This is a genomic window from Lentzea cavernae, from assembly GCF_014653695.1.
GTDB classification, from domain to species: Bacteria; Actinomycetota; Actinomycetes; order Mycobacteriales; family Pseudonocardiaceae; genus Lentzea; species Lentzea cavernae.
Genome location: NZ_BNAR01000019.1, coordinates 1 through 14,747 on the forward strand (window position 1 = coordinate 1; position 14,747 = coordinate 14,747).

The 14,747-nt window shown below is 68.7% G+C and carries 13 protein-coding genes; 8 read left to right on the plus strand and 5 right to left on the minus strand.

What is annotated here, in order from left to right; all coding sequences use genetic code 11:
* Window positions 1–178 precede the first annotated feature (178 nt).
* Window positions 179–928: a PIG-L family deacetylase gene (locus IE307_RS38970; protein ID WP_191304503.1), complete on the plus strand. Its 750-nt coding sequence runs from the start codon at window positions 179–181 to the stop codon at window positions 926–928.
* Window positions 929–1,017: 89 nt separating this feature from the next.
* Here the strand turns inward: IE307_RS38970 and IE307_RS38975 are convergent, their stop codons facing one another.
* The 4 genes from IE307_RS38975 to IE307_RS38990 form a co-directional block, all read right to left on the minus strand.
* A complete protein-coding gene (locus IE307_RS38975; RefSeq protein WP_191304504.1) occupies window positions 1,018–1,623 on the minus strand; it encodes an LPXTG cell wall anchor domain-containing protein in 606 nt (201 codons plus the stop codon).
* Between the two features lie 133 nt (window positions 1,624–1,756).
* A complete protein-coding gene (locus IE307_RS38980; RefSeq protein WP_191304505.1) occupies window positions 1,757–4,624 on the minus strand; it encodes a DEAD/DEAH box helicase in 2,868 nt (955 codons plus the stop codon).
* 231 nt (window positions 4,625–4,855) lie between these two features.
* Window positions 4,856–5,518 (minus strand): non-homologous end joining protein Ku, encoded by a 663-nt coding sequence (gene ku, locus IE307_RS38985; RefSeq protein ID WP_191304506.1) that lies wholly within the window; start codon window positions 5,516–5,518, stop codon window positions 4,856–4,858.
* A 118-nt stretch (window positions 5,519–5,636) separates the two neighbouring features.
* Window positions 5,637–7,022 carry an SDR family oxidoreductase gene (locus IE307_RS38990; RefSeq protein WP_191304507.1) on the minus strand — a complete coding sequence of 462 codons (1,386 nt, stop codon included), beginning with the start codon at window positions 7,020–7,022 and terminating at the stop codon, window positions 5,637–5,639.
* 36 nt (window positions 7,023–7,058) lie between these two features.
* Here IE307_RS38990 and IE307_RS38995 point away from each other — a divergent pair, with 36 nt between their 5' ends.
* From IE307_RS38995 to IE307_RS39005, 3 genes are read left to right on the plus strand one after another with little or no spacing between them, the layout of a single operon-like run.
* Complete coding sequence (locus tag IE307_RS38995; protein WP_191304508.1) at window positions 7,059–7,754, plus strand: HAD family hydrolase; 696 nt, start codon at window positions 7,059–7,061, stop codon at window positions 7,752–7,754.
* 54 nt (window positions 7,755–7,808) lie between these two features.
* Entirely contained in the window at window positions 7,809–9,011 is a 1,203-nt protein-coding gene (locus tag IE307_RS39000; protein ID WP_191304509.1) for a DUF4231 domain-containing protein, read from the plus strand.
* Window positions 9,008–9,424 (plus strand): SLATT domain-containing protein, encoded by a 417-nt coding sequence (locus IE307_RS39005; protein ID WP_191304510.1) that lies wholly within the window; start codon window positions 9,008–9,010, stop codon window positions 9,422–9,424. Before IE307_RS39000 ends, IE307_RS39005 begins: the two co-directional genes overlap by 4 nt.
* Before the next feature lie 277 nt (window positions 9,425–9,701).
* On the opposite strand, the gene IE307_RS39010 is transcribed toward IE307_RS39005, so the two are convergent.
* Complete coding sequence (locus IE307_RS39010; protein WP_191304511.1) at window positions 9,702–10,385, minus strand: DUF2306 domain-containing protein; 684 nt, start codon at window positions 10,383–10,385, stop codon at window positions 9,702–9,704.
* Between the two features lie 90 nt (window positions 10,386–10,475).
* Here IE307_RS39010 and IE307_RS39015 point away from each other — a divergent pair, with 90 nt between their 5' ends.
* The 4 genes from IE307_RS39015 (at window position 10,476) to IE307_RS39030 (ending at window position 14,598) form a co-directional block, all read left to right on the plus strand.
* The gene (locus IE307_RS39015; RefSeq protein ID WP_089926200.1) at window positions 10,476–10,691 is read left to right on the plus strand and encodes an RNA-binding S4 domain-containing protein; all 216 of its coding nucleotides are present in this window, start codon (window positions 10,476–10,478) and stop codon (window positions 10,689–10,691) included.
* 378 nt (window positions 10,692–11,069) lie between these two features.
* Complete coding sequence (locus IE307_RS39020; protein ID WP_191304512.1) at window positions 11,070–12,563, plus strand: sugar transferase; 1,494 nt, start codon at window positions 11,070–11,072, stop codon at window positions 12,561–12,563.
* Window positions 12,563–13,600: a Gfo/Idh/MocA family protein gene (locus IE307_RS39025; protein WP_191304513.1), complete on the plus strand. Its 1,038-nt coding sequence runs from the start codon at window positions 12,563–12,565 to the stop codon at window positions 13,598–13,600. The genes IE307_RS39020 and IE307_RS39025 overlap by 1 nt, the downstream gene beginning before the upstream one ends.
* Window positions 13,600–14,598: an NAD-dependent epimerase/dehydratase family protein gene (locus IE307_RS39030; RefSeq protein WP_191304514.1), complete on the plus strand. Its 999-nt coding sequence runs from the start codon at window positions 13,600–13,602 to the stop codon at window positions 14,596–14,598. Before IE307_RS39025 ends, IE307_RS39030 begins: the two co-directional genes overlap by 1 nt.
* Window positions 14,599–14,747: the final 149 nt, after the last annotated feature.

Genomic DNA, 14,747 nt, shown 5'->3' on the forward strand with positions numbered 1-14,747 from the left:
ATCGCAGTCGTCGCGCAGCGGCGACAAAACGACCCGTCCGTCACGACCCAACGCAACCACCAACACAAGGCGACCATCCGCCAAGCAACGCGACCACCCCGCTGGAACCGCCACCAACCCACCCAACCCGCACCCCACACACGCTTGAAAGATCACCCCCACGGGTAACGTCAAAACCATGGCCACACTGGTGACGTTCCACGCCCACCCCGACGACGAGTGCATCGTCACAGGCGGCGTGATGCGCAAAGCGTTCGAAGACGGCCACCGAGTCGTACTCGTCGTCGCAACGCGCGGCGAGGCCGGCGAAATCCCGGACTTCCTGGAAGACGGCGAAGAACTCTGGCAGCGACGGGTGATCGAAACCCACGCCGCCGCCGACCTCCTCGGCGTCTCGCGAGTGGAATTCCTGGGCTACCGCGACTCCGGAATGATGGGCGACGAGCTCAACGACCACCCCGGCTCCTTCTGGACCGCAGACGTAGAAGAGGCGGCCCAAAAACTAGCCGCCATCCTCGTAGAAGAGAACGCGAAGGTCTTCACGACCTACGACAGCTTCGGCGGCTACGGCCACCCCGACCACATCCAGACACACCGGGTGGGCATGCGCGCCGCAGAGATCGCGGGCACCCCGGCCGTCTACCAGGCGATGGTGCGGGAGTCGGAGTTCCGCCAGGCGTTCAAGCTCTCCGGCATCGAGGAGCCACCGGAACTGGCCGAGGGCGCGGTACCGGAGTCGGAGATCAACGTCGGCGTCGACGTCACGAAGTACCTGGAGGTGAAGCGGAAGGCGATGCGCGCACACGCCTCGCAGATCCCCGAGCAGTCGTTCTTCCTGTCGCTGGACGAACCCACGTTCGCGCACGCGTTCGGCACCGAGTGGTTCATCCGCGAGGGCCACGAGCCGGCAACGTCACTGGACCTCTAGCAAACTGGGCCTCTAGCAAACTGGACCGCTGGAACGCGAAACGGGGGCGGTCCCCGAAAGGACCGCCCCCGTTTCTCCGTTCAGCTACTTCACGCGCTGCGGCGGCGGCGCAGGAACAGCAGGGTGCCGGCACCGGCACCGACGAGACCCACACCCGACAGCAGCAGCCACAACGGCGAGGCACCGGTCGCCGCGAGGGGCGGTTCCGGAGCGCTGCCCGCGGGAGCGACGGGGGTGGTCGACGGCGGCACCACGGAGGACGAGGGCGCCTCCGGAGCCGAGGACGTCGGCTCGCTGGGCTTCGTCTCCGACGGCTTGGTCGGCTTGGTCGGCGGCGGCGTCTGCTTCACGCACGCCGGCGTCTTGAGCGTTTCGTTGTAGTTGTACTTCTCGCCGTCGGACGCGGTCACCTTGATGGTGAACGTGTGTGCGACGGTGCCATCGGCCTCGAACTTCTTCTCGCCCCAGTTCTGGCCGAACTTCTCGTCGGCCAGGACCGTGTCGCCGTCCTTGATCAGCACGGTGTTCTTGTTGCCGCCCGCGTACTGGGTCAGCTTGACCTTCAGCACAGCCTTGTCCTTGACGCACTCCGCTGACGACACCGGGGTGTGTGCGCTGGCCGGGGTAGCCAGTGCCAGCGAAGCGAGGGCCGCGGTGGCAGTCACCGCAAGCGCGCCGAGAACTCTGCTTGCCATGGAAACTCCTGCTCTGCGTTGATGCGTGGCGGATCGAGCACACATTGACTATCCAAATCACCCGACCGGGTGAACCGCGTCACGCTAACAACTCAGAGCACTCAGAAGGTCACCATATGGCAACGCTACGGTGTCACCACGGGTAGATCAGCATGTTTTCTGTTAGCCCGATCGTGCCGGCGACCAACCTCATCTGCTCCACACCGCGCACGTCAGCGTCCAGGAGCCTCGGCGAGCAGATCATCACGGCGAGCGTCTGGGCACGCGACAACGCCACGTTCAATCTGTTGCGTGACAAAAGAAAGTCCAGGCCACGCGGCAGGTCCACCGTGGACGACGACGTCATGGACATGATGACGGCGGGTGCCTCCTGGCCCTGGAAGCGGTCCACGGTGCCCACCCGAGTTTCGGTGAACCCCGCATCGGCGAGCCTTCGCCGGATCACCCGCACCTGCAGGTTGTACGGCGCCACGACGAGAACGTCCGCATCGGTCAGTTCGCGCGTTTTGCCGTTGTCCGTCCAAGTGCGACCGACGATCGCGCGCACGGTGTCGACCACGGCGTCGGCCTCCTCGACGGACGACGTGATGTTGTGCCGGTGGTCGACCTCGCGCAGGTAGATCCCGGGTTCGATGCCCGAGATCGACCGGTGCGCGGCCGTCTCGTGCGAATGGAGCAGTCCGGCGTAGGAGAGCTCCGACACGGGACGGCACACCGCGGGGTGCATTCGCCGCGTCTCCGCCAGGAAGTAGCCCAGGTGCGGCGGGATCACGTCCGCGTCACCCAGCAGGTGGCCCAGCGCGGAGGCGTCCGAGCCGGGCGGGTGCACGCCCTGCACCACCTGCGGCAGCTGCTGCGGGTCGCCCAGCAGCACCAGGTTGCGGGCCGCCGTCCCCACCGCCACCGCGTCGGCGAGCGCGAACTGACCGGCCTCGTCGATGATCATCACGTCGAACGGCTGCGCCTTGATCACGGCGTTGGAGAACGTCCAGGCCGTGCCGCCGACCAGGTGGCCCTGCGGGTGCTCCTCACGCCACTGCGCCAGCGCGCCGTTGGTCTTCGGCTGGTCCCACGGCAGGCCCTCCTCGGGCTTTCCCTTGGGACGCTTGGCCATCGGGATGTCCGGGTCGACGCTCGACAGCACGTTCTCGACGGCCTTGTGCGAGGTCGAGGTGACCGCGACGGTCTTGCCCTGGTCGATCAGGTGCCGCACGAGCTTGGTCGCGAGGTAGGTCTTGCCGGCGCCGGGCGGGCCCTGCACCGCCAGCGTGCCGCCGTCGAGCTGGTCGACGGCCTTGATCACGGCCTGCACCACGTCGTCGTGCTGCGGCAGCGGTTGCGCGGGCGGCGTGCGCAGCAGCAGGTCGATGCCGGGGTTGCGGGGGAGCAGCGGCAACAGCCCGACGGCCTGCTCGGCCAGTTCCGCGACGGCCTCGTCCTTCGGCGACGCGGGCACCGGGCTCCCCGGCAGCACCGCGATCGGCATCTCGCCGTGCTCGACCGCGTTGCTCTCGGTCAGCACCAGCTCGTACGGGTTGTCGTCCGACACCACGGCGTTGCGCGTGACGTTGCCGGGGTACAGCAACCGGACCTGCTCGTCCTTGCCGAACGGGTGCGGGCGCTCGGGGTCGACCCGCGCGTGCACCTGCCGTTTGTGCGTGCGGACCCGGCCGGCCGGCGGCACCCAGTCGTCGGCCCTGAGCGTGATCGGCACCGCGCAGTTCGAATCCGTCTCCAGGTCGGAGATCGGCGCGAGGGCCTGCCGGAAGTAGTCACCCCACGCCGGACTCGCCTCGCGCCGGTGGTACCCGACGGTCGCCGCGAACAGGTCGTGCCCCTGTGCGACCAACGGCTCGGTCAGCGCCGCCATCCGGCGCGCCCGTTCAGCTGCCTTCTCCAGCGCCGCCTCGTCGCGCTCCTGCGGCGCCGCGGTCTCGATCTCGCGCTCGACCTTGATGCCCTGCAACAGGTCCCGCAGACCACGGGTCGGAACCTCGTCGTCCAGCAGCGGCTTCAACGCCGGCAGCGTGTACTCCCGTGTGGACACCCGCAACACCCGGCGCGTCAACGCCCCGAGGTCGACGCAACGCCGCACGAGCTCGTCCACTTCGGACTCCAGCGTCGCCGTCCGCGCGGCCCGCCCGGCGAGGTCGTGCGGCGCGAAGTGGTAGACCGTGCCGGCCGGCGTGCGCTCCACGAACTCCGCGAACGTGCCCTCCCACCCCGGAGTGCGGAACGTGTCGCCGTCGACCTCCAGGAACACGTCGTCCTCGGCGGGCTCGGGCAGGTTCGCCAGCGCCTCGGGCGCCACGACCTCGTAGGTGATCTCACCGGTGCGCTCCTGCCGCACCTGGAGCCGGGCCTGGGCGGTCAGCGCGGCGAACGAGGCGGGCGACAGCGTCGCGGGCCGCTCCTCGGTCTCCGCAAGCGCGTCGATCGTGTCAATGCCGACCAAAACCAGCTTCCGCCGCTGGTCGGTCCGCAACCCGGCCACCAGCGAAAGGTCCCGCGCCTCCTCCCGGCCAGAAGCGCAGTGACGGGCGAACCGGCACCCGTTGCACGCCGCTCGCACATCACCCCACGACCGCGTCGGCGCAGGTCCGGGCTTCGCGAGCCGCGTCAGCAGCCGGTCCAGCAGGGGAGTGAAGTCGGCGACGCGGAACGAGGTGCGGCGCCCGTCGACGATTAGGTGCGCGCGCTCCGAACCCACCGCCCGAGCAGCCGCGACCAGCGACAACACGGCCAACGGCGTGGCGTCGGCGGCCTCGTCGCACGGCTCGTAACCGTCAGCCGTGCGCACGAGCGTCTGGGCCGAGCAGAAGAAGACGCCGTCGAAGAACACGGCGTCCGCGACGAGGTCCGCGCCGGACCGCATCTCCTCGGCCGTGCGGGTGGCCTCGCGGTGCAGGTCGGACGGGTCGCCTCGCCGCTCGTCCCGCGCGAGGTGGCTGCGGTGCTCACATTCGAGCAGGTCGACGAGATCGGGCGGGCTGACGAGCATGGGCAGTGATGCTAGTCAGCAGCACCGACGAAAACGCGGCGACCTGCGCTGCCAGCGGGCACGAGGGCGGCGCCGTGCCACGCCAGGAACACGCTGCAGAGCACCGCGACCCGCATCGGGCCTCGTCCGCACTGCGAACAACGCGATAGCGCCGAAGTCTCAGCGCGAAAACGGGCGCGCGGCCCGCGTTCATCCCCGATACGCGGGCCGCGCTCCACCTGCCGCAGTGGCTCAGACGTTCGCCTCCACCAGGTGCAGCAGGGCCTCGTGATGCGTGTTCGGGTAGTCGTGCGCACGGAACGGACGTGTCTGCGCCCGCACCAGCGCCGCCGCGGCAGCCAGTTCACCGGTGCGCACCTCGGTGTCCCGGTGCAGGAACGCGAAGTGCGGATCCCGGACCTCGTCGGGCCACAACAGCGTGTGCAGCACCAGAACCCCCTGCTGCGGCCGGATCGCGGCCAGGGTCTCCTTGCCGCGCAAGGCGAACTTGACGATCGCCGCCGCCTTCGTGCGCTCCAGGGTCTCGCGCAGCAGCACGTACGAGCGCACGGCGAGGTCGTCCGGTTCGAGGTAGTAGCTGCGGTGCAACGCGACCGGGTCCACGTCGACCTGCGGCGCGAACTGCTGCACGTCGATCACGCCGTCCTCCGGCGCCGGCAGGTCGCCCGGATCTATCTGCACGATCCGGCCGTCGTCGAGTTCGTAGCCCCGGCCGATGTCCTCCGGTGTGAGTCTCAACGAGCACTCACCGCACACCTGTTGGTGGCGCACGCGGCCGCTGTCCTCGCGGTGCACGAGGTGCACCTTGCTGCGGTGCTCGGTGGCCGCCGAGACCAGCCGCACCGTCATCGTCGCCATCCCGAACCGAAGTGCTCCCCGCCACACTGTCCTCATGACAAATGAGTACTCGAACAGGTGTTCAACTAAGCATATGAACTGGTGAGAGGCCTCGTTCGGACGCGTCCGACAGGTGTCCCGGACGCGTGTTTCCGACGAAAGTCACTCAGAAGGGCTACCAGGGGGAGGGCGCGTAGTCCTTCAGGAAGCAGCCGTACAGGTCCTCGCCGGCCTCACCGCGCACGATCGGGTCGTACACCCGCGCCGCGCCGTCGACCAGGTCCAGCGGGGCGTGGAAGCCCTCGTCGGCCAGTCGCAGCTTGAGAGGGTGCGGGCGCTCGTCGGTGATCCAGCCCGTGTCGACTGCGGTCATCAGGATGCCGTCGGCCTGCAGCATCTCCTCGGCGCTGGTGCGCGTCAACATGTTCAGCGCGGCCTTGGCCATGTTCGTGTGCGGGTGCCCGGAACCCTTGTAGGCGCGGGAGAACTGGCCCTCCATCGCCGACACGTTCACCACGTACTTGCGGCGGTACGACGACTTGGCCATCGAGGCGCGCAGGCGGGAGATCAGCAGGAACGGCGCCGTGGAGTTGCACAGCTGCACCTCCAGCAGCTCGACCGGGTCGACCTCGTCGACGTTCTGGATCCAGGAGTTCGTCGCCGCGGTGTCCGGCACGAGGCCGCCCGCGTCGATGTCCTTGGAGCCCGCCATCAGCGCCAGCGTCGTCACCGAGTGCGCCTCGGGCACGGCGGTGCCGGGCAGGGCGAGCTGGCCGTGACCGCCGAACGAGATCAGCTCGGGGCGGCGGGCGTCTCCCGTCAGCTCCTCGTGCTCGGCGTGGGCCAGTGGCGTGTAGGCGCCGGCGGAGCGGCGCACGGTCTGGGCGGCGTTGTTGATGAGCACGTCCAGCGGGCCGCGGGACGCCACCTCGTCGGCCAGCGCGAGCACCTGGGACGGGTCGCGCAGGTCGATGCCGACGATCTTGAGCCGGTCGATCCAGTCCTCGGCGTCGGGCATCGAGGCGAACCGGCGGGCCGCGTCCTTGGGGAACCGGGTGGTGATCGTGGTGTGAGCGCCGTCACGCAGCAGGCGCAGCGCGATGTACATGCCGATCTTCGCGCGGCCGCCGGTCAGCAGCGCGTTGCGACCGGCCAGGTCCGTGCGGGCGTCGCGCTTGCCGTGGTTGAACGCGGCGCACTCCGGGCAGAGGTTGTGGTAGAAGGCGTCCACCTCGACGAACCTCTTGCGGCACGTGTAGCAGGAACGCGCGCGCAGCAGCGTGCCCGCGGTGGCGCCCTGGGCGTTCGACACGAGGGGCAGGCCCTGGGTCTCGTCGTCGATGCGGTCCGGCGACCCGGTGGCCGTCAGGGCGGTGACGGCGCGGTCGTTGGCCGTGATGGCGGCCTTGCGCTCGGTTTTGCGGAACTTCTTCGCGGCCTTGAAGATCTTCGCGGTGGCCCGGCGGACGCGCACGGCGTCGTCGTGTTCCGCCGGCAGGTCCTCGACCTGGGCAAGCACGCGCAGGCAGACTTCCAGCTCTGCGGGGTCGATCGAGGTCATGAGCAGGCATTTTACGGGGCGAGGGGTGGTGGTCCGGTGACCGGGCCTGAACTGCTGGTGCTGTGGGACATCGACGGCACGCTGATCTCGGCGCGCGGCTTCGGCGGGCTGATGTACCGCCACGCGTTCCAGACGGCGTTCGGCAGGGAGTTGCAGGGGCCCGTGGACCTCGGCGGGCGCACCGAGCTGGACATCATCGAGGAGACCCTGAGGCAGCACGGCATCGAGCACACGCGGGAGGCGTCGCGGCAGCTGGCCGACGCGCTGGCGGACTCCTTCGAGACGAGGCGGGCCGAGCTGCCCGGCCACGGCGAGGTGCTGCCCGGCGCGCTGCGGGCGCTCGAGCACTTCGCGGACGACCCGCGCGTGCACCAGGGCGTGCTGACCGCGAACCTCAGGAGCGTCGCGCTGGTCAAGCTGGAGGAGTTCGGCCTCGCGCACCTCGTCGACTGGGACGTCAGCGCGTTCGGCGACGACCACGCCGACCGGGCCGAACTGGTCGCGTTCGCCCGTGAACGCGCGCGGCACATCCGCCCGTTCGCGCGGGACGAGGTCGTGCTCATCGGTGACACCCCGCACGACGTGTACGCGGCGACCAAGTCGGGTGTGCGGCTCGTCGCGGTGGCCACGGGGCGCAGTTCGCGCCACGACCTGCACCGGGCGGGAGCCCAGATCGTGATGGACGACCTGAGCGACCTGGAAGAGCTGGCCAGGAGCGTGTGGGCGGCCTGAGACGGGTCTGAACGGCCCTGGCCTCCGATCGATCACGGCGTTATGGTGCGCGGCATGCCCACAGCAGGCGGCCCGACAGTCAAACGGCTGTCCCAGCCGGACGCCGACATCAAACCCAAGGCCCTCGGCTTGCCCCGGGGACGCACGGTGATCTCGGTCTTCGGCTCCACACAAGACATCGAGACGGATCTCGCCGCGAAGTTGTTGCCGGTGCTCAGATCCGTCGTCGTGACCGCGGCGCGCCACGGCGCCGTGTTCGTCACCGAAGGCACCGACCGAGGCGTTGTCCACTTGCTGGGCATGGCTTTGCAGGCGTGCGAGCAGCGCTGGCCCGTCGTGATCGGCGTCGCGCCGAGCAGCAAGGTGCACGACCTCACCGAGGCCTCGACCAACGGTCAGGTGGCGCTGGAACCCAACCACAGCATCGCCGTCGTCGTGCCCGGTTCGGAGTGGACGGACGCGACACCGGTGCTGTTCCGCACGATCGAGGCCGTGCGCAACAAGAAGCCGGTCATCGCCCTCGTCGTCGGAGGCGAGAACGAGAAGGAGGTCGTCGACCACCTCAGCGGCGACAACCCGTTGCTGGTGCTCGCGGGCACCGGCGGTCTCGCGGACCGCATCGCGACGGGGGACCTCACCGGTGACCTCGCGGTGCTCGTGCGCAGCGGCAAGATCTTCATCGTCCACGTCGACGAGGGTGCCGGCAAGGCCGTCACCGCGCTGGACCGGTTGCTGGGCAAGGAGAAGCCCGTCAAGCCGCCGCGGATCCTGCCCAAGGTGCGGTACCGCGCACCGGAGGCGCGTCCGCTCGTGGACCCCGGCTTCGTCGTGGCGTACCCGTTGCTCGCCGACGCCATCCACGACGCGAACCAGGTCGTCGCACCGGCGTTCCAGGAGCTCGACGCGGAGGCCGAGGTCGAGCAGAACCGCTACCGGCTCATGGCCGTGCTCGCGATCGTGGGCGGCCTGACGACGACGGTGTTCGCGGCACTGCAGACGTGGCTCAAGGACACGCCGTGGCCCGGAGTGCTCGTCGTGGCGGGCGGTGCGTTCGCCGCGGCCATCACGATCGTGGCGCGCAAGCGCGAGTCGCTCGACAAGTACCTCACCGCCCGCTCGCGCGCGGAACGCCTGCGGGCGTTGTACTTCGCGCACCTCGCCTCCGTCGCGCCGGCCACGGAGGAAGAGCGCCAGGACAAGGTGGCGGATCTGGAAGCCGCCGTCAGCAACCGCAAGCACGAGGTGGTGAGGACATGAGCGACAAGCAACGCCAGGCCCAGTTCGTGGAAGCCTATCTGCGCCACCGCTTCCAGGACCGCCTCGACCACTTCGAGCGGTCCCGCAAGCGCTTCTCGCGCGCCCGCACGTGGACCGTCGCACTGGCCGCGGCCTTCTTCATCGCCGCGGCCGCCGCGGCCGCCGTGGGGATGGCCGACGGACCGCGCAGGGCCCTGTGGGGTTTCGCCGCAACGACTCTGGCCGCACTGGGCACCGCGATGTCGTTGTACGAGGCGACTTTCGGCTTCCGCCGCCTGGCGCGGGAGAGCGCCACCACTTCCGTTGCGCTGCAACGGCTCGCGGTGGACGGTCCCACGCCGGACGACGTGGACGACGAACGGCTGGTCGCATTCGTGACCGAAGTGGAGTCCGTGCTCAGGTACGGCAGGTAAGTCGAAAAGTGCCGAAAATCGTTTGCAGTGCGTAGGAAGAAAGCGCTCCCACAGTTACACGCTGTGTGGGTGATCGATTACGGTAAGCACAAGTTCTGGTGTTTCGGTCACCCACTTGTCATGATGACCACATCCCCCGATGCGGAAGCAGGCACGACATGACTTGGGCGCGTCCCGCGATCGCCGAGCCCGAAACCGGCACCTTCGCCGAGGCCAAGGCTCTGGAAAAGGAGCACAGCACGATTCAGAACAGCAAGGCGGCACGCACCGTGGCCTGTCACGCCACGGACGCGCTCGACTGCGCCGACTTGCTCGAGATGCTGGGCCTCAGCGCCACGGAGGGCAAGGTCCGGGTGTAACCCCGAGACTGGATCCACCACTCGGCCACCAGCAGGTTCACCACCAAGGACAGCCAGTTCGCGGTGGCGAAGATCAGCAGCCCGTCCCCGTCGGGCATCACTGCGCCGAGTGCGAGGCCCCAAAGGCGACCCGTGATGGCGGCGCCGGTGAGTGCGAAACCGCGGATCATCCAGATGCGGTGTTCGCCGAACTGGCGCCGCCTCGCTGTTTTCAGGCCGTAAACAGCACTGACGAACCACAGCACCGACAGGACCGTCAGGGGCGCCGACGACGCCAGGCCGGCCAGCGACAGCTGTGCGCACACCACGCCGAGCACGGACGACGGCAGCACCGCCGCGAAGTAGACGCGCCCCGTCACCCGGTGCACGCGCGGATGGCGGGCTCTCAGGCCCGGCCAGAACTGCGAGACACCCGCCAGGACCGCAACCGTTCCGGTGAATATGTGCGCGACGAGAAGGCCGTAATGCACCGCTCCGTGCAGCGGCGGCCTCGACTGGCTCATGTCCAGGGTCACGTACGCGCTCGCCGCGAAGATCGTTATCGCGACGCAGGCGAATCCCGACACCGCCAACCAGGCGGTGTACCCCCACGAAGTTTTCATACTTCAAGCGTGTCAACGGCTTCACTCGAACGCGCTGGTGTGCGCCCCCGAGCGAGCGGTGGGGAGCGCCCTACTGGGATGATGTGACTCATGCGGACGGTCGAGATCTCCGAAGAGCCGATCAGGCTAGGGCAGTTCCTCAAGCTGGCGCAGCTGGCCGAGGACGGTGGGCACGCCAAGGAGCTCATCGAGGACGGAGAAGTCCACGTCAACGGCGCTGTGGAGCTGCGACGCGGTGCGCAGCTGCGGCACGGTGACGTAGTGGTCGTCAACAGTGACGAAGTGCGCATTTCCGTGCGGCCGTAGCTCGTTACTCCGTTCAGCGGTAAGTACATGCACAATCGCAGACGATCAGACTAGGGCCTGAAGACCTGTTCTGAGCCATTACCTCGCGGCATACGACACGCCTATGTCCCTTTTGGACATGAGGAATCGTCTTGCCTCGCCACGGTTTCCAGGTGGTGAGACGCGCGTCACGTCCGGTATTCGGTCACCGGGGAAACTTTTTTCCAGGGTCTGTAACGCCGATGCCGGAACGTGCGAATCACCGGTTGCGAGCTTCGGCTGCCGAGCCCGAATGTGGCACGACCGAAGCGCGCGCCAGATCTGAGAATCAAGGTCCTCGGGGTGACCTGCGTGTACGTGCACGTCCGAAATCGCCGCTGAGCCGGGGAGATCAGAACGATGAGTGAGCAGGTCCGCGCTGCCCGTGACGTTGACGGGCTGCGCTCCACGCTCAATACGCTGTCGGAACGCAGACAGACCCACCCACCCGTAGCGCGTTGGGAAAGCCGCTACCGCTATGCCGTGATCACCGCCGACGTGCTGACCATTGCCCTGGTCGTCGTCGCCGTCGGTGCCGTCATGAGCATGCGGCACACCGCCTTCGGGCCGCTTTCCCTTGCATTGCTGGACATACTCACAGTAGTCCTAGTCGTCGGCTCGCTCGCGATCAACCGCGTGTGGCAGCCGGCGGTGCTCGGCCAGGGAGCCGAGGAGTTCCGAAGACTCGGCCGGGGTTTGTTCGGTGCCGTCGTGGCGCTCGGCCTCGGAGCGCTCGCCGTCGACATCCCCGGCGCCCGCCTGTGGATCTTCGTCGTAGTACCCGCGATCGCCCTGTTCGCGTTCCCCATGCGCTACCTCCTGCGCCGCCCGCTGCACCGCGGCCGCAAAGAAGGGCGCTACCTGCTCTCGGTCCTCGCCGCCGGCAACCTGGACACCGTCGAGGACCTCATCCACCGCACCAAGCGCGTCGCCCACCTGGGCTGGCGCGTGGACGCGATCTGCACGATCGACGGCCGCGGCCGCGCCGGCACGGATGTCGACGGCGTGCCCGTCGTCGGCCAGCTGCGCGAGCTCGCCGAGCACGTCCGCCGCGGTGGGTACCGCATCGTCGCCGTCACACCCGACGCCTACTGGACACCTCGCCGTCTCCAGCAGCTCGCGTGGGCGCTCGAGGGCTCCGGTGCCGAAATGGTCGTGTCGCCCGGTCTCATGGACGTCGCCGGCCCGCGACTGCACATGAGCGCCGTGCTCGGCATGCCGCTGCTGCGCGTGAGCGAACCGGCACTGAGCGGGTTCCGCCGTCTGGTCAAGGAGGTCGTCGACCGCGTCGGAGCGTTCGCCCTCCTGATCGCGTTGGCACCGCTCATGTTCGCCGTCGCGGCGTTCGTGATGATCGACAGCCGTGGTCCCGTCTTCTACCGCCAGAAGCGGGTCGGCAAGACCGGCGTGCCGTTCACGATCATCAAGTTCCGCACGATGGTGACCAACGCCGACGCGTTGCGCACCAGGCTCGCCGCGGTCGACGAGGGCAACGGCGTGCTGTTCAAGATGAAGAAGGACCCGCGCATCACCAAGGTCGGCACGTTCCTGCGCCGCTACTCGATCGACGAGCTACCGCAGCTGTTCAACGTCATCTCGGGCAGCATGTCGCTCGTCGGCCCGCGCCCGCCGCTGCCGGAGGAGACCGCGAAGTACTCCTCGGACGTGCGGCGCCGCCTGCTGGTGAAACCGGGCCTCACCGGCCTCTGGCAGGTGAGCGGACGCAGCGACCTCTCGTGGGAGGAGTCGGTCCGCCTCGACCTGCGCTACGTGGAGGACTGGTCGCTCGCCCTCGACCTCGTGATCATGTGGAAGACCTTCCGCGCCGTCTTCGGCGGACAGGGGGCTTACTGATGGGGAACCAAGACGTGATCGGACTCGCCGTCATCGGCGCCGGGTACTGGGGGCCGAACCTCGTTCGCAACGCCCAGGCCACCCCGGCGCTGCACCTGCGCCACCTGTGCGACCTCGACGTGGAGAAGGCTCAGCGCGTGCTGGGTCAGTACTCCACCGTGCGCGCCACAGGTTCGCTCGACGAGGTCCTCGCCGACCCCGAGGTGCACGCCGTCGCCATCGCCACCCCCGCCGCCACGCACCTGCCCGTCGCGCTCGCGGCGCTGGAGGCCGGCAAGCACGTCCTCGTGGAGAAGCCCCTCGCTGCCACCTTCGAGGACGGCCTCAAGCTCGTCGAGACCGCGGAACAGCGCGGCCTCACGCTGATGCTGGACCACACCTTCGCGTACACGTCGTCGGTGCAGCACCTGCGCCAGATCATCCGCGGCGGCGAGCTCGGTGACATCCAGTACATCGACTCGGTGCGCATCAACCTCGGTCTGGTGCAGCCGGACGTGGACGTGCTGTGGGACCTGGCGCCGCACGACCTGTCGATCTTCGAGGCGATCCTGCCCGACGACGTCCACCCGGTGGAGGTCGCGGCGCACGGCTCGGACCCGATCGGCGCGGGCGTCGCGTGCGTCGGCCACCTCACGGTCCGGCTGTCCAACGGCGCGATCACCCACGTGCACGTGAACTGGTTGTCGCCCACCAAGATCCGCACGATGGTCATCGGCGGCTCGCAGCGCACGGTCGTGTGGGACGACAACAACCCGGCGCAGCGACTGTCCATTTACGACCGCGGCGTCGACCGTTCCGTGGAACAGCAGAAGATCTCCTACCGCACCGGCGACATGGTCGCTCCGGCGCTGGTGGAACGCGAGGCGCTGCGCACGATGATGGCGGAGTTCGCCGCGTCCATCACCGAGAAGCGGGCGCCGCTGACCGACGGTCGTGCGGGGCTGCGCGTGCTGGCGGTGCTGGAGGCGGCGTCGGAGTCGCTGCGCTCCGGCGGGCTTTTCGTTCCCGTACAACAAGTCGAAGGCAGGGTTTCTTGATGTCGGCCCAGAAGGAATTGGCCCAGCCGATCACCGGTCAGCGCGCGCTCGTGACGGGCGGCGCTGGAACCATCGGGTCGTCGGTCGTGGACCAGCTCGTCGAGGCCGGTGCGGCCGAGGTCGTCGTGCTGGACAACTTCGTGCGCGGCCGCCGCGAGAACCTGGCGTCCGCCCTGGAGTCCGGTGTCGTGCGCATCGTCGAGGGCGACATCAACGACAAGGCACTGGTGCGGGAGCTGACCGAGGGCATGGACCTCGTGTTCCACCTCGCCGCCATCCGCATCACCCAGTGCGCCGAGGAACCGCGTCTCGCGCTCGAGTGCTTGGTCGACGGCACGTTCACGGTCATCGAGGCGGCCGCGGCCGCCGGGGTGAAGAAGGTCATCGCGTCGTCGTCGGCTTCGGTCTACGGCCTCGCGGAGTCGTTCCCGACCGACGAACGGCACCACCCGTACAACAACGACACCTTCTACGGCGCCGCGAAGGCGTTCAACGAGGGCATGCTGCGCAGCTTCAAGGCCATGTACGACCTCGACTACGTGGCGCTGCGCTACTTCAACGTGTACGGCCCGCGGATGGACGTCCACGGCCTGTACACCGAGGTGCTCATCCGCTGGATGGAGCGCATCGTCGACGGCAAGTCGCCGCTCATCTTCGGCGACGGCGCCCAGACGATGGACTTCGTGCACGTGCACGACATCGCACGCGCCAACATCCTCGCGGCCAAGGCGCCGGTCACGGACGCGGTGTACAACATCGCGTCCTCGAAGGAGACCTCGCTCAAGGAGCTCGCCCTCGCGCTGCTCGCCGCGATGGACTCCGACCTGCCGCTGGAGCACGGCCCCGAGCGCAAGGTGAACGGCGTGACGCGCCGGCTCGCCGACATCAGCCTCGCGGCCACCGAGCTCGGGTGGAAGCCCGAGATCGAGATGGACGGCGGACTGCGCGACCTCGTCGCGTGGTGGCGTGCCGAGAGGGACGCCGCACAGACCGCCTGAGCCACACCCGAAGCCGCGGCGGCGGCGCCCGCTGACACCCCCAGGTCGGCTGGGCGCCCCGCCGCACCCTCGTGCGAGCAGAACGGGCGTTCGGAAGTCGTTGCGCCCGTTGGGCTTCGTTCTGCTCGACGACCTGAAGACGTGTAACG